Below are 25,206 nucleotides of genomic sequence, written 5' to 3'. Positions count from 1 at the left end.
TCCCCCTCGACTGTGCGCTCATCACGGCCTGATTCTGTGACGTTACGCCAGCCTTGATGACACTTGATGGTGTGTTACCACTTTCATGTCATTCGCCCGGCTTACGATCGGCCGTAATGAATGCCGTACAGAACCCCGAGAGGCCCCTCCCCCAGGTAGCCGTCGTGGTCATCGGCTACGACGACGCCGCCCATGTGACGGACGCCGTGCGCTCGGCGCTCGCCCAGGGCCCCGCCGTGCGCGAGGTCGTGGCCGTCGACGACTGCTCGACGGACGGCAGCGCCGGCCTCCTCGACCGGCTCGCCGCGTCAGAACCCCGTCTGAGGGTCATCCGCCGCCGGGCCAACAGCGGCGGCTGCGGCACCCCGCGCAACACCGGACTCGACGCGGTGACGTCGCCGTACGTGATGTTCCTGGACAGCGACGACGTCCTGCCGCCCGGCGCGGTCGACGCACTGCTCGACGCGGCGACCGGCGCGCACGCGGAGGTCGTGAGCGGCCTGTGCGTACGCCGGGAACTGCCATCGGGGCGCGAAGTACCCTGGCAAGCGCGCCTGTACGCACTCCACGCCGCTGTTCCGCACCCCGCGCAGCGCCCGCGCCTGGTCCACGACACCCTCTGCGTGAACAAGCTCTACCGCACCGGCTTCCTGCGCGAGCACGGCATCCGCTTCCCCGAGGGCCGCTTCCCGTACGAGGACGTCGTCTTCACCGCGCGCGTGCTGGCCGCCGCCCCGCGCATCGCCCTGATCCCGGACCGGGTGTACGTCTGGCACGTGCGCCGGTCCGCCGAGCGGCTGTCGATCTCGCTCGACCGGTCCGGGGTCGCGAACTGGCGGGCCCGTACGGAGGCGTGCCGGCAGGCGTACGAGGTCCTGCTGGGCGCCGGGCAGAAAGAACTCGCGCGGGTCGCGCGCGCCAAGTTCCTCGACCACGACCTGCGGATGTACCTGCGCGAACTGGGGTTGCGGGACTCCGCCTACCGGCGCGCGTGGTGGGAGATCACGCGGGCGCATCTCGCGGAGTACGACGCGGACGACTGGGCCCGCGACCCGGCCGCTCCCGGCCGGCTGGCCGGGCGGGTCGTCCTGGCCTCCCCGGAGCCGCGCGACCTGCCCCGGCTGCGGGAGCTGGCCGCCCGCCCGGCCCGGCTGTACCCGCCGTACGCCCTCGCCGCCGACGGCACGCCCGTCTGGTCGGAGGACCTCCCGCAGGTCTCCCTGGAGCCGCTGCTCACCCGGCCCGTGCCTGTGCTGCCCCTCGCCGTCGACGCGGAACTGCGGCCACGCGCGCGTGGCGCCCGGCTCCGGCTGCGCCTGCACGAGCTGTACGGCCGGGTGGCGCGGGCGGGCCCGGAGGCGGTGGAGGTGGAGTGGCGGCACCGGGACGACGGCGACGAGGCCGTCCGCGGTACGACCGCGCTGGTGCCGTCGGCCGGCACCTGGTCGGCGGAGACGACCGTGGACCTCCCCGCGCTGGCCGCGCACGGCGTGGGCACCTGGGACCTGCGCCTTCGCATCCGCTTCCGCGACGGCGTGAGCCGCGACGTCACGGCGCACGCCCTCACGGGCGCCGGTCTGCTGCGCCGCAGCGCCCTCCCGAGCGCCCGGCACGGCGTGGTGCTCGTACAGCCGTACGCCACCCACTCCGGCGCGCTGGCACTGCGCGTCGCGCCCGGCGCACGCGGTGTGCTGTCCGTCGCACGCGGAAGGCTGCGCCGCCTGCTTCACTGAGAGCACGACGTGTATCGGCACGGAACACCACCACTACGGGCCAACTGACGAGGGGACGGCCGCACATGACCTGGTTGATCACCGGCGGCGCCGGCTACATCGGAGCGCACGTCGTACGGGCGATGACCGCGGCGGGCGAACAGGCGGTGGTGTACGACGACCTCTCCACCGGTATCGCCGAGCGCGTGCCCGACGGGGTGCCGCTGGTGGTGGGCTCGACACTGGACGGCGAGCGGCTCGCGCGCACCCTCGCGGACCACTCGGTCACCGGTGTCGTCCACCTCGCGGCGAAGAAGCAGGTGGGCGAGTCGGTCGAGCAGCCGCTGCGCTACTACCGGGAGAACGTCGAGGGCCTGCGGGTCCTGCTGGACGCGGTGACGGCGGCACGGGTGCCGTCCTTCGTCTTCTCCTCCTCGGCGGCGGTGTACGGCATGCCGGACGTGGACCTGGTCACGGAGGAGACGCCCTGCGTGCCCATGTCGCCCTACGGCGAGACGAAACTGGCCGGTGAGTGGCTGGTGCGCGCGACGGGCCGGGCGACCGGGCTGTCGACCGCGTCCCTGCGCTACTTCAACGTGGCCGGGGCGGCGGGCCCGGAGCTCGCGGACGTCGGCGTGTTCAACCTCGTCCCGATGGTCTTCGAGAAGCTCACGGAGGACGCGCCGCCGCGTGTCTTCGGCGACGACTACCCGACCCCGGACGGCACCTGCGTACGCGACTACATCCACGTAGTCGACCTGGCCGAGGCCCATGTCGCGGCGGCCAGGGTCCTGCGCTCCTCACCCGGCCGCGACCTCACCCTCAACATCGGCCGGGGCGAGGGCGTCTCCGTCCGCGAGATGATCGACCGCATCAACACGGTCACCGGCTACGACCGGCCGCCCACGGTCACGCCCCGCCGCCCGGGCGACCCGGCGCGGGTCGTCGCCTCCGCCGAGCGCGCGGCCGCGGAGCTGGGCTGGAAGGCCCGGCACGACGTCCAGGACATGATCACGTCGGCGTGGGAGGGCTGGGTGCGTCTGCATCCGGGGGCGGCGCGGGGCTGATCCGCGGCAGTCGGCGAAAACGTCCCTACAAGGCCTACAGCGCCTTCAGCGCCCCCGCCGTGGCCCGGGCCAGTGAGCCCAGATACCCCTTGGGCAGCTTCGGGCTGCGGATCACCACCGAGCGCCAGTAGAGCGGCCCGGAGATCAGGTCGAGGGCCAGGTCGTGGTCGAGGCCCCGGCGGAGTTCGCCGCGGGCTTCCGCCGCCGTGACGATGCCGGTCGCGACCCCGTCCTGGCCCTCGCGCAGGGCCTTCTGGAGGGCCTCGGCGATCTCGGGGTTGCGGGCCGCCTCGGCCTGGAGGTCGGGGATGACCTGCGAGGCCACGGGGTGGCGCAGCGCGCGGGAGGTCACCTCGTACAGCAGCCGCAGGTCGCCCTCCAGCGAGCCGGTGTCCGGCGCGGGCAGGCCCTGCACCGCGAGCGCCGAGACGATGTCGAGGACCAGGTGCAGCTTGGAGCGCCAGCGGCGGTACACCGCCGTCTTCCCGACCCCCGCCCGGCGCGCGATCCCCTCGATGGACATCCGCGCGTAGCCGACGGCCGCGAGCTCCTCGAAGACGGCCGCCCGGATGGCTTCCGTCACGTCCTCCCGCAGTACGGCCGCCCCTGCGGGGGCCCGGCGGCGCCGGGGCTGCTGGGGCTCGTCGGGCTTCGTCGTCATGCCGACAGCATAGGGCGTCACGACGAAACGGTTGCGTTCCGACGTGCGGACGGCATACGCTCGCGTTGCGACGATACGGTCCCGTCCCGACGTAAGAAGTCGTGAAGAGTCCGGTAAGAACCGCCCCACCGCCTCACTCCTCGCGACCCCATAGGTCCCACACCCCCCGAACGAAAGCAGCGGATGTGAGCCAGGTCCTCCACACACCGCCCCAAGCACCGGCCCCGGCCCCGGCCCCGGCCGCCGACGACCTCGCGGCCCTCGCCGCCCGCCACGGCCTCTCCGTCAGCGGCGCCCGCCCCTCCCTGCCCGAGTACGTCCGCCAGCTGTGGGCCCGGCGCCACTTCATCACCGCGTTCGCCACCGCCAAGCTCACCGCCCAGTACAGCCAGGCGAAGCTCGGCCAGGTCTGGCAGGTGATGACCCCGCTGCTGAACGCGGCGGTCTACTACTTCATCTTCGGCGTGCTGCTCGGCACCAAGCACGGGGTGCCGGACTACATCCCGTTCCTGGTCACGGGCGTGTTCATCTGGACGTTCACGCAGAGCTCGATCATGGCGGGCACCCGCGCCATCTCCGGCAACCTCGGCCTGGTGCGCGCCCTGCACTTCCCGCGCGCCGCGCTGCCCCTGTCGTTCTGCCTCCAGCAGCTCCAGCAGCTGCTGTTCTCGATGGGCGCCCTGGTCGTCATCCTGCTCTGCTTCGGCGTGCCGGTCGGCGTGTCCTGGCTGCTGGCGCTGCCGGCGCTGTTCCTCCAGTTCACGTTCAACGCGGGCGTCTCCATGGTCATGGCCCGGATGGGCGCCAAGACCCCGGACATCGCCCAGCTGATGCCGTTCGTGCTGCGCACCTGGATGTACGTCTCGGGCGTCATGTGGAGCATCGACAAGCTGGCGCAGAAGGACAGCCTGCCGCACGTGGTGACGCTGGCGCTGGCGGCCAACCCGGCCGCCGTCTACATCGACCTGATGCGCTTCGCCCTGATCGACAGCTTCCACGCGAGCCAGCTCCCAACCCATGTGTGGGCACTCGCCGTCGGCTGGGCGCTGGTCGCCGGCGTCGGCGGCTTCATCTACTTCTGGAAGGCTGAGGAGACGTACGGCCGTGGCTGACATCGCCAACGACAGGATCCCCACCGTCGTCGCCGACGGCGTCGACATCGTCTACCGCGTCAACGGCACCGGCGCCGGACGCGGCTCCGCGACCGCCGCCCTCAACCGCATGCTGCGCCGCAAGCAGACCGAGAAGGCGTCGGGCGTGCGCCGGGTGCACGCCGTGAAGAACGTGTCCTTCGTCGCCTATCGGGGCGAGGCGATCGGCCTGATCGGCACCAACGGCTCCGGCAAGTCGACCCTGCTGAAGGCCGTCGCCGGGCTCCTCCCCGTGGAGAACGGCCGTATCTACACCGGCGGCCAGCCCTCCCTGCTCGGCGTCAACGCGGCGATGATGAACGACCTGACCGGCGAGCGCAACGTGCACCTCGGCGGCCTGGCGATGGGCATGTCCCGCGAGCAGGTCAGGGACCGCTACCAGGGCATCGTCGACTTCTCCGGCATCAACGAGAAGGGCGACTTCATCACGCTGCCGATGCGCACGTACTCCTCCGGCATGGCCGCGCGGCTGCGGTTCTCCATCGCCGCCGCCAAGGACCACGACGTCCTGCTGATCGACGAGGCGCTGGCCACCGGCGACCGCTCCTTCCAGAAGCGCTCCGAGGACCGCATCCGCGAGCTGCGCAAGCACGCCGGGACGGTGTTCCTGGTCAGCCACAACAACAAGTCGATCCGCGACACCTGCGACCGCGTGCTGTGGCTGGAACGGGGGGAACTGCTCATGGACGGGCCGACGGAGGACGTCCTGAAGGAGTACGAGGCGTTCACCGGCGACAAGTCGCCCAAGGCCAAGCCGAAGCCCAAGGTGCCTGTTTCCTCGTGAGGTGCCGGTTCCCTCGTGAGGCGCACCCCGGTCGATCCTTTTGTCGTATTGGTGACACCATGACCGCATAAGGTCCGCCCGGTGCGACGAGATGGAGGAGCCCCGTGATGCCCGAGCTCAGCGTCATCGTCCACGGGCCGAACGTTCAGGACCATCTGACGGAACTCCTCGACTCCCTCGCCGCCCATCCCCTGCCGGACGCCGAGCTGATCGTGGCCGCGGTCGGCGACTGGGCCCGGGAGACGGCCGAGCGGCACACCCCGGAGGTCCAGGTCGTCCCGCTGCCGGACGGCACCGGCGACGCCGCGGCCCGGGCGGCTGGGGCGGCGCGGGCCTCCGGCCGCTGGCTGCACTTCGTCCACGCCAAGGACGGCCTGCCCGCCGGCGCCTCGCGCACGGTCGCCGAGCGGGTGGCCGAGCTCCCGGCCGAGGTGGACGTCCTGCTCCTCGACCACGTCCGCAGCACCTGGCACACCTCCGGCATGCCCTCCCGGGACGGCTCCCTGCTGGCCCGGGCGGGCCGGGCCGACGTCGCCCTGGACGACTGCGCGCCGCTGCTGCGCCTGACCCCGCTGCTCGGCACCCGCGTGCTGCGCGCGGACTTCTGGCGGGCGCACGAACAGCGGCTCACCACCGACGACGAGCCGTACGCCGCCCTGGCCGCCCTGCTGCTCGCCGACCGCGTCGCCTGCCTGCCGCACGTCGCCTACGAGGACCGCAGGCTGCGCCCCGCGAGCCTGCCCCCGGTCACTCCCGAGCAGCGCTACGGCCTCGTCGAGCGCTACGAGTCGCTCCTCGACCTCACCCGGGACCGCCGCGCCGCCCACGCCGTGCTCTACGACGTCATGGTCCGCGACTGCCTGCGCACCTTCGCGCGCGGCGGCATGCCGGAGGAGGCCGCGCGGGAGTTCTTCCGGCGGGCGTCGCTGGCCGCCCTGCGCCGCCGCCCCGAGGGCTACCGGCGCCCCGCCGGTCTGGAAGGCGTCCGCCGCTCCCTGCTCGAAGAGGGCGCCTACGCCAGGTACCGGGCCTTCCAGGCCGTCAACCGCACCCGCCGCACCGCCAAGTCGGCCGTACGGGCCCGCAAGCGGCAGGCCGGCGCCAAGCTCCGCGACCACCAGTACCGCAGGGCGCTCGGCCGCCCGGTCAATCCCCACCTGGCGGTGTTCGCGGCGTACTGGAACCGCGGCGTCGCCTGCAATCCGGCCGCGATCGCCGCGAAGCTCGCCGAACTCGCCCCGCAGATCCACCCGGTGTGGGTGGTGACCGAGGAGAACGCGGCCCTGCTGCCGCCCGGCACCGACCACGTCGTGCCGGGGACCCGCCGCTACTGGGAGGTGCTGGCGACCGCCAAGTACCTCGTCAACAACGTCAACTTCCCCAACGCGGTGGTCAAGCGCCCCGACGCGATCCACCTCCAGACCCATCACGGCACGCCCCTGAAACGCATGGGCATCGACCAGATGGCGTACCCGGCCGCCGCCCAGGGCCTGGACTTCCAGGCGCTGCTGGAGCGCATCGACAAGTGGGACTACAGCGTCTCCGCCAACAGCCACACCACGCGCATGTGGGAGCGCGCGTACCCGTCGCACTACGTCTCCCTCGACCACGGCTATCCGCGCAACGACGTCTACTACACGGCCGGCGCCGAGGACATCCGCAGCGTCCGCGACAGGCTCGGCATCGCGCCGGGCCGCCGGGCCGTCCTCTACGCGCCCACCCACCGCGACTACGAGGCCGGCTGGACCCCCCGCCTGGACCTGGCCGCCCTCGCCGACCGCCTCGGCGACGACACGGTCCTGCTCGTCCGCGGCCACTACTTCTACGGCGGCGCGGCCTCCCCGCTCACCAACCTGCGCCGCACGGGCCGGATCATCGACGTCTCCTCCTACGACCCGGTGGAGGAGCTGTGCCTGGCGGCGGACGCCCTGGTCACGGACTACTCCTCGATCATGTTCGACTACGCCAACCTCGACCGGCCGATCGTGATCCACGCCGACGACTGGGAGACGTACCGCACCACCCGCGGCGTCTACTTCGACCTGATGGCCGAGGCGCCGGGCCCCGTCGCCCGCAGCCAGCAGGAGCTGACGGAGATCCTCACCTCCGAGGCCTGGCGCGACGAGGGCGCGGCGAAGGCACGGGCCGTCTTCCGGCGCCGGTTCTGCGAGTACGACGACGGACGCGCCGCCGAACGCGTCGTACGCCGGGTCTTCCTCGGCCAGGACGAGGGGTCCCTGCCGCCGGTGCTGCCGATCGAGGAACGCACCCCGGCCCCGACCCCGCAGGAGGCGACCGCATGAGCACCCCCGACGTCACCGTGACGGTCATCGTTTACAACGACGCCGAACGCCTCACGCGCGCGGTCGACTCGGTCCGCGGGCAGACCCACGCGAACGTGGAGATCGTCATCAGCGACGACCACTCGACGGACGAGACCCCTCAGGTGGCACGCCGCCTGGCCGCCGAGGACCCCCGCGTCCGCCACCTCCGGCTGGAGCGGAACAGCGGCGGATGCAGCGCACCGCGCAACCGCGCCCTGGAGACCGCCCGTGCGCCGTACCTGATGTTCCTCGACAGCGACGACGAACTCCCCGACGACGCCGTCGCACTGCTGCTCGCCGCCCACCGCGAACGCGAGATCGACTTCGCGATGGGAGCGGTGCAGCGCGTCCGGGCCGACAACGGCCGCCGCTCGACGTGGATGCCGCACCTGGTCGCAGAGCGCCGCACCCTCGACGGCATCGAGGCCGACCCGCGGCTGCTCTTCGAGCACCTCGCCACCAGCAAGATGTACGCCCGCGCCTTCCTCGACCGGCACGGCCTGCGCTTCCCGGAGGGCATCCACTACGAGGACCAGCTGTTCTCGGCGCAGGCGTACTGCCTGGCCAAGGCCTTCACGATCATCCCGGAACCGGTCTACCGCTGGTACGTCGCCCCGTTCGCCGCCTCCGACGCGGCCTCGATCTCCAACCAGCGGCACAAGCTCGCCAACGTCCGCGACCGCGTCCACGTCCAGCACCTCATCGACGCGTTCCTGGCCGAGAGCGGGCACGAGTCGCTGCGGGAGGACAAGGACCACAAGTTCCTCAAGCACGACTTCCGGATGTACGCCGGTGACCTGCCCTACCGGGACGAGGAGTGGCTGTCCGCCTTCGCGGACATCGTCACGCCGTACCTGGACACGCTCACCCCGGGCGCGTTCGCCCGTCTCCCCCGCGCCGAACGGGTGGTCATCCAGCTGATCCGCGACCACCGCCTGCCGGAGGCCGGGCTGGCGGCACGGGGCCTCGGCCACGGTGTGGCACCGCGGCAGGTCACGACCGACGAACACGGCCGCACCTACTGGGGCTCCCGCATTCCGTCCTCCGAATGGTCCCGCCGCGAACTGGACATCTCCGACCTGGACCTGGAGACGCGCCCCTTCCCGAGCGCCCAGTTCCGCCATGAGATCACGGAGGTCACCCGCGGCCCGGGCGCCTCGGTCGACCTCACCATCCGCACGTACGACCCTGCCCTGCGCCTCCCGGTCGGCCCCCAGCGCGCGACCCTCCTCATCGCCCCGGGCCGGCGCCGCCTCCGCGTCCCGTTCCGCCTCTCCCCCGTCCGCCCCGGCATCTTCGAGGGCCACGCCCACCTGGACCTGGCAGCGGCCCCCCTCCCCTTCCACGGCTTCGCCGGAGTCCGCCACCCCTTGCTCCGCCTGCAACACCAGGGCCTGTCCCACACGGGCCTCCTCCTGGCTCCCCTGGCCTTCCCGCCCCTGACGGCTCAGGTCCCCCACCACCGCCTGACCCTGGAGCCAGAGGGCCACGGCCCGGGCCGCTTGCAGGTCCGCTGGGAACCGGTGGGCGTGACGGCGCGGGTGATACGCCCGATGACACGCCGAGTGGCGAGGCCCCGGGTGAAGAGGGCCGCGCGCTTGCTGGCCAGCGCGCTGAAGTAGGCCCATGGGGGTGTGCGGGCGCAGCGGCCTCCCGACCGGCCGGGCTGCGGCCCCGCCCGCCCTCAGCACCAGCACCACCGGCTCCTCCACACGGATGAGGACACCGCCCGCACCTCCCTCGCCCGGGCGGCCTGCCCTGCCCCACAGGCCGATGGCACCCGGCATCCGGTCCGGCAGTCTCACGGTATGACCTCTTCGCCTCCGCCCCGCTGGGCAGTCTGGGCAGCCCACGCCACAACCCTCGTCGTACTCCCCAGCGGGTTATGGCGAATCGCCCTGGTCCTCGGCCACCCGGCCGGCTACACCGACGAGGCCTTCACGGACTTCCAGTCCCCCGGCACCAAGGTCTGGATGCTGACGCTGAGCATCGTCAGCGAACTCCTGGCCTTCCTGACGATCGGTCTGGTACGCCCCTGGGGCGAGGTCATCCCCCGCTGGATCCCGATTCTCGGCGGACGCGCGGTCCACCCGAAGGCCGTGGTCATCACCGCCGGCCTCGGCGCCCTGGCCCTGACCGCGCTGTGGGCGAACATCCCTTGGTGGTGGACGTACTCCCACGACAACATGACGGACACCGGCAACCTCGTGGTGGGCATCCTCTACCAGCCGCTGATCCTGTGGGGCCCGCTCCTGGCCGCGGTCACGGTGTCGTACCACCGCCGCCGCAAGGCTCACGGCATCACGGCGTAGAGCACCTGCCCCCGAGGCCCCCGAGCCACCTCCCGCAGCCCCGCACCACCCCCGGCGGCACCGCCCGTGTCCACAACCCACCGCACCCCGTACTCCCGAAGAATCCGCTCCCGCTCCCGCCCCGACGTCCCCTCCGCGAAGTACCTCCGCACAGCCGTCCCCCGCCGCGCCTCGTCCGGCAGAAAGAAGTCGGGATACCCGGGCGCCACGGTGTACGCCCCGTACGCGGGGATCTGCCGAGCCGGCCGCCCCTCCCGGGCCATGACCACATCCCCGTACCTCACCCAGGGCGTCATCCAGTAGTACCCCTCCCACGGCCGCCGGTACTTCTCCGCGACGGCCTCCGGCAGATCCCCCCGCTTCACCACGTACCCGACCGTCCCCACCTGCGTCCAGGCACCCACGGCCAACGCCACCCCCAGGACACAAGCCCACCCCACCCGAGCCCCCCGCCGCCCGGCCTCGCCGACCTCCACCGCCACCGCGATCTGCGCCGGAATCACCGCCGCCGGCAACGCCCGCCCCCACGACCAGTGCCCGCTCAGCCCGCCCGCCGCCACCACGACCACCCCCAGCACGAAGAACAGCACCAGCGGATCCCACCGGTCCCGCCACCACCGCACCCCCAGCGCCACCACCCCGAGCAGCACCAGCCAGTACCGTCCGAGCAGGTCCTCGTACAGCGGCCGGTGCACCGACTCCAGATCACCCCCGGCGCCGAACAGCGCGAAGAAGTCGTAGTACGGCCACAGCAGCAGGACCACCAGCCCCAGCGCCAGCCCGCCGCCCAGCCGGAGCCACACCATCCGCTCCGGCCGCGCGGCGGCCACCGTCGCGAGCGCCCCCAGCGTGGCCACCACACCCGAGAACTGATGGCACAGCAGGATCACCGCCCACAGCGCCCCCAGCCCGAGCCACACGCCCCATCCCGCGTCACCGTCACCGTCGCCGCGCACCACCCGCCCGAGCCACGCCCAGAGGTGGAACGCGAGCCCCAGCGCGAACACGCTCGGATACGACACCGTCAGCGCGAGCGAGTTGAGCCCGTAGAAACCGCTCCAGTTGAACAGGACCGTCCCCCACAGGAACAGCAGGCTCAGCACGGCCAGTGCGGGTGCGGCGCGATGGCCGCTCAGCGTCCGCGCATACCGCCACACCCCCGACAGCAGCAGCGCGAGCCCGGCCAGCGCCCCCAGCCGCAGCACCACGAAGACCGACAGACCGCTCACCCGTGCGACACAGCCGAGCACCAGCATCCAGGGCGAGTAGTACGGGCTCGGTGTGTCCGCGTCGACGAGCGGATTGCCCGGGTCGACGAGATCGTGCCGCAGCCGCTGGACCGTCGCGGCGTGCATGCCGAGGTCCCCGGCCCACGGCAGCCGCACGATCACGAGGACCAGCAGCAGGACGGCCACCGCGGCGGCCGCCTGCGCGGCGAGGGCCGTCGGCCTAGGCGCCGTGCGCGTCATGCTGGAACACCCAGGTGCGGTAGACGAGGAAGCGAAAGGCGGAGGCCAGCACGATGGAAACCGCCTTGACCGCGTTCGACTCGAAGGGACCGGCCAGGCCGAGGCCGTGATATCCGACGTAGAACAGCCCGCTTTCCATGGCCACGCCGATTCCGCTGAAGACGAAGAACAGCGCGATCTGGCGCCGCGTGCGGGACGCCCTGTCGCGGTAGGTGACGTACCGGAATCCGAGGTAGTTGGTGCCCATGGCGATCAGGCTGGCCGCCACGGTCGCCACCATGGCAGCCCGGTGCAGCCCGTGCAGGAGCGCGTTGAACACCAGGAAGTTCACCGCGACACCGCTCCCACCGACCAGCGCGAACTTCACCACTTCGACGACGAGGCGCTTCACCGGCGGGGCGGCGGGAGCGGCCGCCCGCTCCCTGGGGAGGTTCACAGTCACGCCCCAAGCCTTAGCCGGAAACGGTAAGTTCTCCACTCGAATCGCCCTAAGGCACGCCAAGAAGAAAGCGCCCCGGGCCGAGACCGGCCCAGGGCGCCGTACTGCTCCGGACCGCTACGAATGCGTCCGCAGCAGTGTCCGCATCGTCCGCATCGCCACCGACAGGTTCGCGAGGTCGAACGCCTCGGAGCCCTGGATCTCCTCCAGTGTGGTGCGGGCCCGGCCGAGGATCGCCGCGTTCTTCTGCTCCCACGCCTTGTAGCGCTGCTCGGGCGTCGAGGTGCCGTTGCCCACCGCCAGGACGTCGGCGGTCAGCGCCGCGTGCGCCGCGTACAGGTCCTCGCGGATCGCCGCGCGGGCCATGGACTGCCAGCGGTCGGCGCGGGGCAGCTCGATGATGCGGTCCATGAGCTGGGTGATCCGCAGCCGGTCGGCGAGGTCGTAGTAGACCTCGGCGACATCCAGCGGCTCCCGGCCCATGCGGTCGCCGACCGAGACGATGTCCAGCGTCGGGAAGGCGGAGGAGAACCCGGCCACGCGCGTGGCGAGTTCGTCCGGCACGCCGGCGTCCGTCAGCTCGTCGTAGATCTTCTGGTACCACTCCAGGTCCGCGCCGCGCAGCAGCTTCGGCAGCTGGGTCCAGACCTGCTCGACCCGCTCGGCGAAGAAGTCGACGGTCTCGGCGAGCTGGAGCGGCTGCGGCCGGTTGTTGAGCAGCCAGCGCGTGCCGCGCTCCACCAGGCGGCGCGAGTGCAGCCGGATACGGGTCTGGACGTCGGCCTCGACCTTGTTGTCGAGCGCCTCGACCCCGTCCCACACCGGCGACTGGCGGAAGATCTCCCGGGCCGCCGTCTGCGCCCGCACGATCTCCTCCAGCGACGCGCCGGTCTCCTCGCGCAGCCGGTGCAGATACGTCGTACCGCCCGTGTTGACCGTGTCGTTGACCAGGACCGTGGTGACGATCTCGCGGCGCAGCGGGTGCCCGTCGAGACGGTCCGGGAACTGCTCGCGCAGCTCGGTCGGGAAGTAGCAGTGCAGCAGGCCCCGCAGGTACGGGTCGTCCGGCAGCGAGGTGTGCAGCAGCTCCTCGGCGACCGTGATCTTCGTGTACGCCAGCAGGACGGCCGTCTCCGGGCTGGTCAGGCCCTGCCCCTGGGCGAGCCGCTCGCGGATCTGCCGGTCGGTGGGCAGGAACTCCAGCGCCCGGTCGAGGTGGCCCTCCCTGACCAGGTGCTTCATGAAGCGCTGCTGGGCGTGGAGCATGTCCTTGGACTGGGCGAGGGCGTTGGAGATCGCCGTGTTCTGCGCGTAGTTGTTGCGCAGCACCAGCTGGCCGACCTCGTCGGTCATCTCGGCGAGCAGCTTGTTGCGCTGCTTGACGGTCATGTCGCCGTCGGTGACCAGGCCGTTGAGCAGGATCTTGATGTTCACCTCGTGGTCGGAGGTGTCCACGCCCGCGCTGTTGTCGATGGCGTCCGTGTTGATCCGGCCGCCGTGCAGCGCGAACTCGATCCGGCCGAGCTGGGTAAGGCCCAGGTTGCCGCCCTCGCCGACGACCTTGACGCGCAGGTCCTTGCCGTCGACGCGGATGGCGTCGTTGGCCTTGTCGCCGACGTCCGCGTTGGACTCGGTGGAGGACTTGACGTACGTACCGATGCCGCCGTTCCACAGCAGGTCCACCGGGGCCTGGAGGATGGCCTTCATCAGGTCGGCCGGGGTCAGCTTGGTGACCTTGGCCTCGATGCCGAGGGCCTCGCGGATGTGGGCGTTGACCGGGATCGCCTTGGCCGTACGCGGGAAGATGCCGCCGCCGGCCGACAGCAGCTCCTTGTTGTAGTCCTCCCAGCTGGACCGCGGCAGCTCGAACAGGCGGCGGCGCTCGGCGTAGGAGGTGGCCGCGTCCGGGTTCGGGTCGATGAAGATGTGCCGGTGGTCGAAGGCGGCCACCAGGCGGATGTGCTCGGAGAGCAGCATGCCGTTACCGAACACGTCACCGGACATGTCACCGATGCCGACGACCGTGAAGTCCTCGGTCTGGGTGTCCACACCCAGCTCCCGGAAGTGCCGCTTGACGGACTCCCAGGCGCCGCGGGCGGTGATGCCCATGCCCTTGTGGTCGTAGCCGGCCGAGCCGCCGGAGGCGAAGGCGTCGCCGAGCCAGAAGTTGTACTTCTCGGCGACCCCGTTGGCGATGTCGGAGAACGTCGCGGTGCCCTTGTCGGCGGCGACGACGAGGTACGTGTCGTCCTCGTCGTGCCGGACGACGTCCGCCGGGGGCACGACCTCGCCGGCCACCATGTTGTCGGTGATGTCGAGCAGCGCCGAGATGAACGTCTTGTAGCTGGCGATGCCCTCGGCCATCCACGCGTCGCGGTCGACGCTCGGATCGGGCAGCTGCTTGGCGACGAAGCCGCCCTTGGCGCCGACCGGCACGATGACGGTGTTCTTCACCATCTGCGCCTTGACCAGGCCGAGGATCTCCGTACGGAAGTCCTCACGGCGGTCGGACCAGCGCAGGCCGCCGCGCGCGACCTTGCCGAAGCGCAGGTGCACGCCCTCGACGCGCGGCGAGTACACCCAGATCTCGAACGCCGGGCGCGGCGCCGGCAGGTCGGGGATGGCCTGCGGGTCGAACTTCATGGAGACGTACTCGTGCGGCTTGCCGCCCGCCGCCTCCTGGAAGAAGTTGGTCCGCAGCGTCGCCTTGATGACCGTGAGGAACGACCGGAGGATCCGGTCCTCGTCGAGCGAGGCCACCTGGTCGAGGGCCGCGTCGACCTCCTCGAACAGCGCGTCCACGATCTCGTGTCCCGCGCGCTGCCGGTCCGGCGACATCCGCGCCTCGAACAGGGAGACGAGCAGGCGGGTGGTGTGGACGTTGTTGCGGAGGGTGTCCTCCATGTAGTCCTGGCTGAACGTGGACGCCGCCTGCCGCAGGTACTTCGCGTACGCCCGCAGCACCATCGCCTGGCGCCAGGTCAGCCCGGCGCTCAGCACCAGGGCGTTGAAGCCGTCGTTCTCCGCCTTGCCGGTCCAGGTGGCGGCGAAGGCGTCCTGGAACCGCTCGCGGGCGTCGTCGGCGAGGTAGTCACCGCCGCTGCGGGAGCGGGGCATGCGCAGGCCGAAGTCGTAGATCCAGGCCACGCTCCGGTCCGAGCAGCGCAGCTCGTACGGCCGCTCGTCGACGACCTCGACGCCGAGCCGGTTGAGGACCGGCAGCACGGCCGACAGGGAGATGGCGTCGCCCGTGCGGTAGATCTTGAAGCGGCGCTCCTCGGGGGCGGCGCCCACCGGCTCGTAGAGGCTGAGCGCGAAGTCCTCACCCTCCTCGGCGTTCAGCTGTTCGAGGTGGACGAGGTCGGCGACCGCGGCGCGCGGGTTGTGGTCGGCCTTGTAGCCCTCGGGGAAGGCGTGCGCGTACCGGCGCATCAGTTCCGCCGCGCGCTCCTCGCCGAGCTCGGCGTTGAGCGCCTCGGAGAAGGCGTCCTCCCAGGAGCGGGCGGCCTCCACCAGCCGGGCCTCGATGCGCTCCTTGTCGGCGTCGGACAGCTCGGGCAGCTCGGTGCCCTGCGGGACCCGGACCACGAAGTGCAGCCGGGACAGGATCGACTCGGTGTTCCAGGCCGTGAAGTCGACGCTGATGCCGCCCAGCTCCTCCTTCAGGATCTCGATGATCCGCAGGCGGACGGCCGTGGTGTAGCGGTCGCGCGGCAGGTAGACGAGCGCGGAGTAGTAGCGCCCGTACTCGTCCTGGCGCAGGTAGAGCCTCAGCCGCCTGCGCTCCTGGAGGTAGAGCACGGAGGTGACGATGGCCCGCAGCTCGTCGACCGGGGTCTGGAACAGCTCGTCGCGCGGGTAGGTCTCCAGGATCTGGAGCAGGTCGCGTCCGTCGTGGCTGTTGGGCGAGAACCCGGCCTGTTCGAGGACTTCCTCGACCTTGCGCCGGATGACCGGGACCCGGCGCACGGACTCGGTGTAGGCGGCGGAGGAGAACAGCCCGAGGAACCGCCGCTCGCCGACGACATTGCCCTCGGCGTCGAACTTCTTCACCCCGATGTAGTCGAGGTACGACGGCCGGTGCACGGTCGACCGGCTGTTCGCCTTGGTCAGGACGAGCAGCTTGTGCTCGCGCGCCTTGGCCCGGGCGTCGGCGGGCAGCCGCTCGAAGGACGGGCTGACCGGGTGGCTCTCCTGGTCGGAGTGGTGCGGGTCGGCGCGCAGGATGCCGAGGCCGGTGCCGGGCACGGCGGCCAGCGAGTCGTCCCCGCGCAGCTCGTACTCGCGGTAGCCGAGGAAGGTGAAGTGGTCGTCGGCCAGCCAGCGCAGCAGCTCGCGGGCCTCCTCGACCTGGGGTCCGGGCAGGTCGGCGGGGATGGGCTCGTCCGGCAGCCCCTCCGCCAGCCGGGTCGCCGCGTCCCGCATCTTGCCCCAGTCCTCGACGGCCTCACGGGCGTCGGACAGCACCCGCAGCAGGTCGGCGGTGATCTGCTTCAGATCGGCCCGGTCGGTCTCGCGGTCGATCTCGACATGGATCCACGACTCGACGTGCGCGTCGTGCGGGAGACCGCCGAGGCCGGTCGTGGGAGAGGGCAGCACCTCGATGAGCTTGCCGGTGACGTCGCGCCGCACGATGAACTGCGGGTGGATGACGACGTGGATCCCGCGCCCCTGCCGCGTCAGCTCGTTGGTGACGGAGTCGACGAGGAAGGGCATGTCGTCGGTGACGACCTCGACGACGGAGTGGCTGCACGTCCACCCGTTCTCTTCGACCGTGGGGGTGTGCACCCGCACGTTGGCCGTGCCCTGGGGGCGATTCTCGGCCAGCCGGTAGTGCGAGAGAGCGGCTCCGAAGACGTCGACCGGGTCGCGGTCGGTGAGGTCCTCCGGGGCCGTGTGCAGGTAGTAACGCTGGAGGAACGAGAGGAGGGACTCGCGATCCGGGGCGTCCTGGGCGTCTGGGGTCTCCTCGCCCGTCGACCCGGTCGGTAGGTGCCCCCCGACCGGGCTGTTCTCAGCAACCCGGGCGGCCCTCTCGAGCAACTCGGCCTTGGCTTCGTCCAGCTTGGTCTGCATTGTCCTCTGGCTCCTGTCGCGCGCCGTTGCGTGACGTAGAAGGAAGTACGGCCTCTGCGCTTACGACGTCACGTCGTGACACGGGGTATCCGGTCTGTTCCGACGCTATGCCGCAAGGTGAGATGAGCGGGGGTGTCTGAGCCAATCTTGAGCTGCCCCACGGGTGTGAGGCTGCTCTCTGCGACGCCTCGGTCCGGGTGGTGCTCGGCGTCCCGGGAGTCCTCGAAGCCCCGTCCCGCCCGCGAAGACCAGCGACCGCCGCCCGGTCACGGATGTGGTCCGTGCTCTCCGGGCGCAGGGCAGGGACGACGACGTCCCCGCGAACTATCGCGCTGATCACGCCACCAAGGCTATCGCTCCTCACAGGGGGCCCGTCATGAGCCGTATGTGTACAAAACCAGGCCTGGAAGTTTGACGTTCTGCACAGTGCCGCTACACCCAGCGGTAGGCATGGGTGCCGATCTGGCGACAGCGCCGAGCACCTGACTACGCCGCCAGCCGCTCCGCCTCCGCCACGGCCTCCTCCAGCGTGTCCACGACCGGCACTCCCACCGACTCCAGACTCGCCCGACTGTGCGACCCGCCCGTGTACAGCACGGCCCGAGCCCCCACATGCTGCGCGGCCACCGCGTCGTCCGCCGCGTCCCCGATCACCACGGTCCGCTCAGGATCCACTCTCAGCGACCCCAGATGCCGCACCATGTGCTCGGCCTTGCTGCCCCCCGACGGCCCGGTCCGCCCATCCACCCGTATGAAGTGCGGCTCGATCCCGAAGCCCCGCACCAACGGCACGAGCTCCTCGTGCACGTACATGCTCAGGATCGACTGACTGCGCCCGGCCGACCGCCACCCCGCCAGCAGCTCCACGGCCCCCACCGTCAGCTCGCACGCCACCCGGTGCTCGGCGTAGTACCGATGGAAGATGTCGTCCATGACCTCCCACTCGGCCTCGGTCGGCAGCCGCCCCATCAGCCGCTCGTAGAACTTCGGCACCGGCACGCAGTACAGCTCCCGGTACTTCTCCAGCGTCAGCGGCTCCAGCCCCAGCTCGGTGAACGCCGCGTTCGTCGCCCCGATGATCGCGTCGATGTCATGGAACAGCGTCCCGTTCCAGTCCCAGACAATGTGCGCGCCCGTCTGCTTCCCCATGCCCAAAACGTACCCGCCTCCACTGACAATCAAGAGAACGGCGACTCAACGCGCCCCCCTGAACGCCGAGAGCACCCGCCCCGGCTCGCTCAGTCCCCGCGCCCCACCAGGTTCGGGATCTCCTGCGTGGCGAACCACAGCAGCTCGTGGTCCTCCGCCCCGTCCACGACGAACTGCGCGTCGTCGTCCCCGCCGTCCGCCGCGGGCAGCGCCTCGGCCGCCGCCGTCACGTCCGCCTCCGCGTCCGCCGCGTCGACGTGCACGGACGCCGCCTTGGCCAGCGGGACGGCGCCGACGACCCGTACCTCCCCCAGCGCCGCCGGGTCGAGCCCCCGGTCGGGATCCGCGCTCGCGACCCGGTCGGGCACGTCCACGGCCACCACGACCCGCCGCCGCGGCGCCTGCGGCTCGGCCGCCAGCAGCCGCAGCGACGCCAGCGCGGCCCGGCTCAGCGCCGCGTACTCCAGTTCCTCGATGTCGTCGGAGAGGTACCACTCGCGCAGCCCGGGCGTCACGGCGTACGCGACGAACGGCCCGGCTCCCAGCTCACCCGTCCTGTACGCCTCGGCGAGACCGGGGAGGGTCAGGGGCACGTAGACACGCATGGCTGGCTGCTTCTTTCGTGGTCGTTTCATGGTCGGAGAGCTCCGGAGGGCCTTCAGGATACGTGCGGGACGTCCTCTTTTGAGTTCCGTCCCGTGACGCCGGACGCGGCAACTCCAGGCCCGGCATTCACCCGGCGCATCCCCACGCTGACCGGCTCCATGCCCTCCACGCCACCCGGATAGGTGAACATTCCGGCGCCCGCCACCCGGGGCCCGCTTCCTTGCCCTTGCCCCCGTCGGCCCCGTACAAGATCACCAACCCGAAGTTACTCCCCGGTATCCACCGGGCCCACGAAACGGGGACCCCATGAACAAGGTCATGACCAGGGCACAGCAGCGCCCGGCCGGCCGCCCACCGGCCCGCCGCGACCCACGCCGCCCCGACGGCACCGCCGCCCCACGCACCCCCGCGAACCCCACTCCCCGCGCCCCCGGCGACACCGCCCCACCCCGCACCCCCGGCAGCACGACCCCACGCCCGCCCGGAAGCCCCACTTCCCGCACCTCCGGCGGCACGGCCCCGCTCAGCACCCCGGGCGGAGGCCCCGCCCGCACCCCGGCAGCCGACGGCCGCCCACCGGCCCGCCGCGACCCACGCCGCCCCGACGGCACCGCCACCTCACGCACCCCCGCGAACCCCACTCCCCGCACCTCCGGCGGCACCGCCCCACCCCGCACCCCGGGCGGAGGCCCCACCCGCACCCCGGCAGCCGACGACCGCCCTCCGGGCTCCGCCCGCGCCGTGAGGCCCCGCACCCGCCCCACGGACACCCGCCCGCCGTCCCCCTCGGCCACCGCCACAGCACCCCGCAGAGCGCCGCGAACCACCGCCCCGGCCTCCCGGGACACCGCACCACGCGTCCCGGCGCGCCATCCCCGCCGTCCGGTTCCCCACCCCCTCCCCACCGACCTCTTCGCCGACCTCCTCCTCGCCGTCCTCAGCGGCCACCGCCCCGTCCACTCGATGCTCCGCCACACCCGGGGCCGCGCCTACGACGAACTGGCCTGGCTCGCCGAACGCGGCCCCCTGCGCACCCGGGGCGCCCGCCCCGTCGTCCGCGACATCGGCTACTTCGAACCCCGCCCCGGCGCCATCGAGGCCTTCGCCCGCATCGGCGCCGGAGACCGGCTGCGCGCGATGGCCTTCCGCCTGGAACTCGGCCAGGACCTCCGCTGGCGCTGCACGGCGGTGGAACTCGGCGGCCCCCGCCCACCCCGCGCAGAGTCCGACTGAGCCACCGCATCAGGCCGCACAGCCGCCGATCCACCAAGCCGAAGGGCCGGACACCCTCAGGTGCCCGGCCCTTCAGCCGCTACGGTGCCTCAGCGACCGTCACTTCTTACGACGCCCCCGGCTCCGCGCCTGCTTGCGGCGCTCCGCGCGCGTGAGGCCGTCGGCCTCGGAACGCACCGGCTCGTCGTCGGCGGCGAAGTCACCCTCGATGGTGCCGCCCTCGCCGTCGACCGTCGGCGCGGAGAAGTGGAGGTTGCGCCGCTGCGGGGCGTCGAGCCCCTTGGCGCGGATCTCCGGGCGGGCACCGGCCTGCGCCGGCACCGCGTCGTGCTTCTCCAGGTCGGCCACCGGCTTGGTGTCCTCGACCGGGACCTCCTCGACCTGCTGCTCGACCTGGACCTCCAGGTTGAACAGGTAGCCGACGGACTCCTCCTTGATGCCCTCCATCATGGCGGTGAACATGTCGAAGCCCTCGCGCTGGTACTCGACCAGCGGGTCCTTCTGCGCCATCGCGCGAAGGCCGATGCCCTCCTGGAGGTAGTCCATCTCGTAGAGGTGCTCGCGCCACTTGCGGTCGAGGACCGACAGCACGACCCGGCGCTCCAGCTCACGCATGATCTCGGAGCCGAGCTGCGCCTCGCGCGCCTCGTACTGCTCGTGGATGTCGTCCTTGACGGAGTCGCCGATGAACTCGGCGGTCAGCCCGGCACGGTCGCCGGCGGCCTCCTCCAGCTCCTCGATCGTGACCTTGCACGGGTAGAGCTGCTTGAAGGCGCCCCACAGCCGGTCGAGGTCCCAGTCCTCGGGGAAGCCCTCGGCGGTCTCGGCCTGGACGTAGGCGTCGATCGTGTCGTCCATGAAGTGCTGCACCTGCTCGTGCAGGTCCTCGCCCTCCAGGACGCGGCGCCGCTCGCCGTAGATGACCTCACGCTGGCGGTTGAGGACCTCGTCGTACTTCAGGACGTTCTTACGGGTTTCAAAGTTCTGCTGCTCGACCTGCGACTGGGCGGAGGCGATCGCGCGCGTGACCATCTTGTTCTCGATCGGCACGTCGTCCGGGACGTTCGCCATCGACATCACGCGCTCGACCATCTGGGCCTTGAACAGCCGCATCAGGTCGTCGCCGAGGGAGAGGTAGAAGCGGGACTCGCCGGGGTCGCCCTGACGGCCGGAACGACCGCGCAGCTGGTTGTCGATGCGCCGCGACTCGTGCCGCTCGGTGCCCAGCACGTAGAGGCCGCCGAGCTTCTCGACCTCGTCCTTCTCGGCCTGGACGGCCTTCTCGGCCCGCTTGAGCGCCTCGGGCAGGGCCTGCGCCCACTCCTCGATGTGCTCCTCGGGGTCGAGGCCGCGCTGGCGCAGCTCCGCCTCGGCGAGGTCCTCGGGGTTGCCGCCGAGCTTGATGTCCGTACCACGGCCGGCCATGTTCGTGGCCACCGTGACGGAGCCCTTGCGGCCGGCCTGGGCGACGATCTGCGCCTCACGGTCGTGCTGCTTGGCGTTCAGCACCTCGTGCTGGATGCCGCGCTTGCTGAGCTGCTGCGAGAGGTACTCGGACTTCTCGACCGAGGTGGTGCCGACGAGGATCGGCTGGCCCTTGCGGTGCTTCTCCTCGATGTCGTCGACGACCGCCTCGAACTTGGCGACCTCGGTCCGGTAGATCAGGTCGGACTGGTCCTTGCGGACCATCGGCCGGTTGGTCGGGATCGGCACCACACCGAGCTTGTAGATCTGGTGGAACTCGGCGGCCTCGGTCATCGCCGTACCGGTCATGCCGCACAGGCCGGGCATTTCCTTGCCGTTGTGGTCGTGGCGCTTGTAGAGGCGGAAGAAGTTCTGGAGCGTGATCGTGGCGAGCGTCTGGTTCTCGTCCTTGATCGGCACCCCTTCCTTCGCCTCGATCGCCTGGTGCATGCCCTCGTTGTAACGGCGGCCCGCGAGGATACGTCCGGTGTGCTCGTCGACGATCATGACCTCGTCGTCGATGATGACGTAGTCCTTGTCCTTCTTGAAGAGCTCCTTGGCCTTGATGGCGTTGTTCAGGTAGCCCACCAGCGGGGTGTTCACCGACTCGTAGAGGTTGTCGATGCCCAGCCAGTCCTCGACCTTGGCGACACCCGACTCGTGGATGGCGACCGTGCGCTTCTTCTCGTCGACGTCGTAGTCGCCGGTCTCCTCGATGCCCTTGAGGGGCTGGCCCGCCTCGCCGCGCTTGAGGCGCTTGACCAGCTTGGCGAAGTCGCCGTACCACTTGGTCGCCTGGTCGGCCGGGCCGGAGATGATCAGCGGCGTACGGGCCTCGTCGATGAGGATGGAGTCGACCTCGTCGACGATGGCGAAGTTGTGGCCGCGCTGGACGAGCTCGTCCTTGGACCAGGCCATGTTGTCGCGCAGGTAGTCGAAGCCGAACTCGTTGTTCGTGCCGTACGTGATGTCGCAGGCGTACTGCTCGCGGCGCTGAGCCGGCGTCATGTTGGCGAGGATGCAGCCGACCTCGAGACCGAGGAAGCGGTGGACGCGGCCCATCATCTCGGAGTCACGCTCGGCCAGGTAGTCGTTCACCGTGATGATGTGGACGCCGCCGCCGGACAACGCGTTCAGATACGCCGGCAGCGTGCCGACGAGGGTCTTGCCCTCACCGGTCTTCATCTCGGCGACGTAGCCCATGTGCAGGGCGGCGCCGCCCATCATCTGCACGTCGTAGTGCCGCTGGCCGAGGACGCGCTTGGCGGCCTCGCGGACGGTGGCGAACGCCTCGGGCAGCAGGTCGTCCAGGCTCTCACCATCGGCGTACCGCTGCTTGTACTCATCGGTGAGGGCCCGCAGCTCGGCGTCGGAGAGGTCGACGAAGTCCTCTTCGATGGAGTTGACCTGGTCCGCGATGCGGTGCAGCTTGCGCAGGATCTTGCCTTCGCCTGCACGCATGATCTTGGAGAGGACGGACACGGGGGTTGGTCTCCTTGCCGGTCGGGCCTGGGACGGTCGGTTACCACTTGACTCACTGAGCAACGGCCATCGTATGCGAGGACCCCACCGCGCCGGGAGGGCCTGCCGTGACGGCGACCGTCCGTTGCTTCGTTTCGTTTTCACTCTGCTTCAAAGGGGACAACGTCCGGGCCCCTCGGATGGTGCCGCATCCCCCATCCGAATTAAGCGAAGCGTGATCAAGCCCTCACCCACAGCAAACAGATGGCGCTTCCCAGAGTGCCCCGACCACAATCGGCCGATGGACCCCGTCACACTCACCACGGACCGCCTCCTGCTGCGCACGGTCGGCCCCCAGGACACCGACGCGGTGCACGACGCCTGCCAGGACCCCGACGTCCAGCGCTGGACCACGATCCCCTCGCCGTACCTCCGGGAGAACGCCGAGGCCTTCACGGAACAGCTGGTCCCCGACGGCTGGGCGGACGGATCCATGTACACCTTCGGCGTCTTCCTCCACTCCGGAGAACTCGCCGGCATGCTCGGCATCACCATGCGCGCCCTGGGCATGGGCGAGATCGGCTTCTGGGCCGTCAAGCAGCACCGCGCCAAGGGCTACATCACGGAAGCCGCCCTCACCGCCTGCCGCTGGGCCTTCGTCCAGGCCGCCGTCGACCGCATCGAATGGCGCGCCGAGGTGGGCAACCGCGCTTCCCGCGCGGTAGCGGAACGGGCCGGCTTCACGATCGAAGGCACGCTGCGCGCCGCGACCAACAACAAGGGCGTACGCCGTGACACCTGGGTCGGCTCCCTGCTCCCGTCGGACATGGGGCTCCCGTCGACGGCCCCATACTTGCCGGCGCGTTAGTAGCCGCCTTGTGCTGCTGAGCTGCTGAGCTGCGGGCAATCGTGCCTCCCCCAGTGCCTTGAGGGCCTGGGAGGTACCCCCAGGGCGGCACGGGTGGACGCAGCGGCACCCCGCCACGCCGGGCTGCGCACCCACCCCACTCCAGCCCCGACGCCCAGCACCCCACATCCAACCCCGCAGCTCACGCCCCTCTGTCAGTCCCACCCCCTATCGTGCAAAACCATGACCACCCCGCGCCCGCGCCCCACAACAGAGCTCTCCGCAGACGAGGCCCGCCGACTGGCGCTCCGCGCCCAGGGCTTCCTCGGCGCCCCACTCCGCCGCTCCGGCGTCCGCGGCATCCTCCGCCACCTGGGCGCGATACAGCTCGACACCATCTCGGTCCTGGCCCGCTCCCACGAACTCGTCCCGTACGCCCGCCTGGGCGCGGTGGGCCGAAAGACAGTGGAGAACGCCTACTGGAAAGACACCCACGCCTTCGAGTACTGGTCCCACGCGGCCTGCATCCTCCCCATCGAGGAGTGGCCCCACTTCGCCTTCCGCCGCCGCGCCTACCGCAACCGCCCGCACTGGAACCACGAGCTGCCGGACGGCGCCTACGACGAGGTCATCAAGCAGCTCCGCGCGGAAGGCCCCCTCACGGCCACGGAGTTGGGCGGCGCGAAGAAGACGAACGACTGGTGGGACTGGTCCGGCACGAAGGTCGCCGTCGAGCGCGCCCTGATGTACGGCGAGGTGGTCTGCGTGGAGCGCCGCGGCTGGAAGCGCGTGTACGACCTCGCCGAGCGCGCGATCCCGGAGGACCTGCTGCACGACGAGCTGGACGACACCGAGTGCCTGCGCCGTCTGGTCCGCCTGGCGGGCCAGTCCCTCGGCGTCGGCACACGCGCGGACATCGCCGACTACCACCGCCTCAAGGGCGAGCAGGTCGACGCGGTGATCGCCGACTCAGGCCTCGTCCCGGTCACGGTCGAAGGCTGGGGCAAGCCCGCCTGGGCCGATCCCGCGGCCCTGGAGACGCCCCCGCGCGGCCGCCACCGCACCACGCTGCTCTCGCCCTTCGACTCCCTGATCTGGGAGCGGGCGCGCACGGAGCGGATCTTCGGATTCACCCACCGCCTGGAGGCCTACGTCCCCAAGCAGAAGCGGGTGTACGGCTACTTCGCGATGCCGGTCCTGGCCGGCGGCCGGCTCGTCGGCCGCGTGGACCCGGCCCGCGAGGGCCGCACGCTGGTGGCCAAGCAGGTCGCGCTCGACGGCCCGAAGGCGGTCCCGGCCGTCGCCCAGGCCCTGGCCGAGGCGGCGACCTGGGTGGACTGCACGGACGTACGCGTGGAGCTGGTCGACGCACCGGACCTGCGCGAGCCCCTCGTGAAGGAACTCGCCCGCATCCTCGTCTGAGCCCCACCGGATCTGAGCCCTACCGGGTC

The 25,206-nt window shown here is 71.2% G+C and carries 16 protein-coding genes and 1 pseudogene; 10 read left to right on the top strand and 7 right to left on the bottom strand.

All coding sequences use genetic code 11. The features are described 5' to 3' along the window. Positions 1–116: 116 nt before the first annotated feature. Entirely contained in the window at positions 117–1,733 is a 1,617-nt protein-coding gene (locus QC385_RS35875; RefSeq protein ID WP_279545567.1) for a glycosyltransferase family 2 protein, read from the top strand. A gap of 65 nt (positions 1,734–1,798) precedes the next feature. After that, positions 1,799–2,779 carry a UDP-glucose 4-epimerase GalE gene (galE, locus tag QC385_RS35870; RefSeq protein ID WP_279545566.1) on the top strand — a complete coding sequence of 327 codons (981 nt, stop codon included), beginning with the start codon at positions 1,799–1,801 and terminating at the stop codon, positions 2,777–2,779. A gap of 34 nt (positions 2,780–2,813) precedes the next feature. On the opposite strand, the gene QC385_RS35865 is transcribed toward galE, so the two are convergent. Continuing rightward, complete coding sequence (locus QC385_RS35865) at positions 2,814–3,440, bottom strand: TetR/AcrR family transcriptional regulator (protein WP_279545565.1); 627 nt, start codon at positions 3,438–3,440, stop codon at positions 2,814–2,816. Positions 3,441–3,625: 185 nt separating this feature from the next. Here QC385_RS35865 and QC385_RS35860 point away from each other — a divergent pair, with 185 nt between their 5' ends. The 5 genes from QC385_RS35860 (at position 3,626) to QC385_RS35840 (ending at position 10,011) form a co-directional block, all read left to right on the top strand. After that, a complete protein-coding gene (locus QC385_RS35860; protein WP_279545564.1) occupies positions 3,626–4,552 on the top strand; it encodes an ABC transporter permease in 927 nt (308 codons plus the stop codon). Further along, a complete protein-coding gene (locus QC385_RS35855) occupies positions 4,545–5,375 on the top strand; it encodes an ABC transporter ATP-binding protein (RefSeq protein WP_279545563.1) in 831 nt (276 codons plus the stop codon). Before QC385_RS35860 ends, QC385_RS35855 begins: the two co-directional genes overlap by 8 nt. A 107-nt stretch (positions 5,376–5,482) precedes the next feature. Then, a complete protein-coding gene (locus tag QC385_RS35850) occupies positions 5,483–7,678 on the top strand; it encodes a CDP-glycerol glycerophosphotransferase family protein (protein WP_279545562.1) in 2,196 nt (731 codons plus the stop codon). Then, a complete protein-coding gene (locus QC385_RS35845) occupies positions 7,675–9,321 on the top strand; it encodes a glycosyltransferase family 2 protein (RefSeq protein WP_279545561.1) in 1,647 nt (548 codons plus the stop codon). Before QC385_RS35850 ends, QC385_RS35845 begins: the two co-directional genes overlap by 4 nt. A 186-nt stretch (positions 9,322–9,507) precedes the next feature. Then, positions 9,508–10,011 carry a hypothetical protein gene (locus tag QC385_RS35840; RefSeq protein ID WP_279545560.1) on the top strand — a complete coding sequence of 168 codons (504 nt, stop codon included), beginning with the start codon at positions 9,508–9,510 and terminating at the stop codon, positions 10,009–10,011. Here the strand turns inward: QC385_RS35840 and QC385_RS35835 are convergent. From QC385_RS35835 to QC385_RS35815, 5 genes are all read right to left on the bottom strand, one after another. Then, positions 9,993–11,480: a hypothetical protein gene (locus tag QC385_RS35835; protein WP_279545559.1), complete on the bottom strand. Its 1,488-nt coding sequence runs from the start codon at positions 11,478–11,480 to the stop codon at positions 9,993–9,995. The two genes, QC385_RS35840 and QC385_RS35835, sit on opposite strands and share 19 nt — an antisense overlap. Next, positions 11,461–11,922, bottom strand: a complete 462-nt coding sequence (locus QC385_RS35830) for a GtrA family protein (RefSeq protein ID WP_279545558.1) — start codon at positions 11,920–11,922, stop codon at positions 11,461–11,463. The genes QC385_RS35835 and QC385_RS35830 overlap by 20 nt, the downstream gene beginning before the upstream one ends. A gap of 114 nt (positions 11,923–12,036) precedes the next feature. Next, on the bottom strand, positions 12,037–16,995 hold the full coding sequence (locus QC385_RS35825) for an NAD-glutamate dehydrogenase (RefSeq protein WP_279545557.1): 4,959 nt from the start codon (positions 16,993–16,995) through the stop codon (positions 12,037–12,039). Between the two features lie 486 nt (positions 16,996–17,481). After that, positions 17,482–18,144 carry an HAD family hydrolase gene (locus QC385_RS35820; RefSeq protein ID WP_279545556.1) on the bottom strand — a complete coding sequence of 221 codons (663 nt, stop codon included), beginning with the start codon at positions 18,142–18,144 and terminating at the stop codon, positions 17,482–17,484. An 89-nt stretch (positions 18,145–18,233) separates the two neighbouring features. Next, a complete protein-coding gene (locus QC385_RS35815) occupies positions 18,234–18,749 on the bottom strand; it encodes a DUF6912 family protein (RefSeq protein ID WP_279545555.1) in 516 nt (171 codons plus the stop codon). A gap of 571 nt (positions 18,750–19,320) precedes the next feature. Here QC385_RS35815 and QC385_RS35810 point away from each other — a divergent pair. Further along, a pseudogene (locus tag QC385_RS35810) lies at positions 19,321–19,983 on the top strand (Rv3235 family protein); the annotation flags it as partial. Positions 19,984–20,082: 99 nt separating this feature from the next. Here QC385_RS35810 and secA read toward each other — a convergent pair. Next, on the bottom strand, positions 20,083–22,929 hold the full coding sequence (secA, locus tag QC385_RS35805) for a preprotein translocase subunit SecA (protein ID WP_279545554.1): 2,847 nt from the start codon (positions 22,927–22,929) through the stop codon (positions 20,083–20,085). 280 nt (positions 22,930–23,209) lie between these two features. On the opposite strand from secA, the gene QC385_RS35800 reads away from it, so the two are divergent. Continuing rightward, positions 23,210–23,776 (top strand): GNAT family N-acetyltransferase, encoded by a 567-nt coding sequence (locus tag QC385_RS35800; protein ID WP_279545553.1) that lies wholly within the window; start codon positions 23,210–23,212, stop codon positions 23,774–23,776. 222 nt (positions 23,777–23,998) lie between these two features. Continuing rightward, positions 23,999–25,177, top strand: coding sequence for a winged helix-turn-helix domain-containing protein (locus tag QC385_RS35795; RefSeq protein WP_279545551.1), 1,179 nt, complete (start codon positions 23,999–24,001; stop codon positions 25,175–25,177). The last annotated feature ends 29 nt before the right edge of the window (positions 25,178–25,206 follow it).

Source organism: Streptomyces sp. DH10, from assembly GCF_029813805.1.
Lineage (GTDB): Bacteria > Actinomycetota > Actinomycetes > Streptomycetales > Streptomycetaceae > Streptomyces > Streptomyces coeruleofuscus.
The sequence above is the reverse complement of the archived record's forward strand: the minus strand, read 5'-3'. Positions and strand labels throughout refer to the sequence as shown.

Coding starts and splice junctions, on each gene's coding strand:
- QC385_RS35840 (WP_279545560.1), top strand. CDS start 9,508: ATGACCTCTTCGCCTCCGCCCCGCTGGGCAGTCTGGGCAGCCCACGCC.
- QC385_RS35825 (WP_279545557.1), bottom strand. CDS start 16,995: ATGCAGACCAAGCTGGACGAAGCCAAGGCCGAGTTGCTCGAGAGGGCC.
- QC385_RS35835 (WP_279545559.1), bottom strand. CDS start 11,480: ATGACGCGCACGGCGCCTAGGCCGACGGCCCTCGCCGCGCAGGCGGCC.
- QC385_RS35845 (WP_279545561.1), top strand. CDS start 7,675: ATGAGCACCCCCGACGTCACCGTGACGGTCATCGTTTACAACGACGCC.
- QC385_RS35865 (WP_279545565.1), bottom strand. CDS start 3,440: ATGACGACGAAGCCCGACGAGCCCCAGCAGCCCCGGCGCCGCCGGGCC.
- QC385_RS35800 (WP_279545553.1), top strand. CDS start 23,210: ATGGACCCCGTCACACTCACCACGGACCGCCTCCTGCTGCGCACGGTC.
- QC385_RS35815 (WP_279545555.1), bottom strand. CDS start 18,749: ATGCGTGTCTACGTGCCCCTGACCCTCCCCGGTCTCGCCGAGGCGTAC.
- QC385_RS35875 (WP_279545567.1), top strand. CDS start 117: ATGAATGCCGTACAGAACCCCGAGAGGCCCCTCCCCCAGGTAGCCGTC.
- QC385_RS35820 (WP_279545556.1), bottom strand. CDS start 18,144: ATGGGGAAGCAGACGGGCGCGCACATTGTCTGGGACTGGAACGGGACG.
- QC385_RS35795 (WP_279545551.1), top strand. CDS start 23,999: ATGACCACCCCGCGCCCGCGCCCCACAACAGAGCTCTCCGCAGACGAG.
- QC385_RS35850 (WP_279545562.1), top strand. CDS start 5,483: ATGCCCGAGCTCAGCGTCATCGTCCACGGGCCGAACGTTCAGGACCAT.
- galE (WP_279545566.1), top strand. CDS start 1,799: ATGACCTGGTTGATCACCGGCGGCGCCGGCTACATCGGAGCGCACGTC.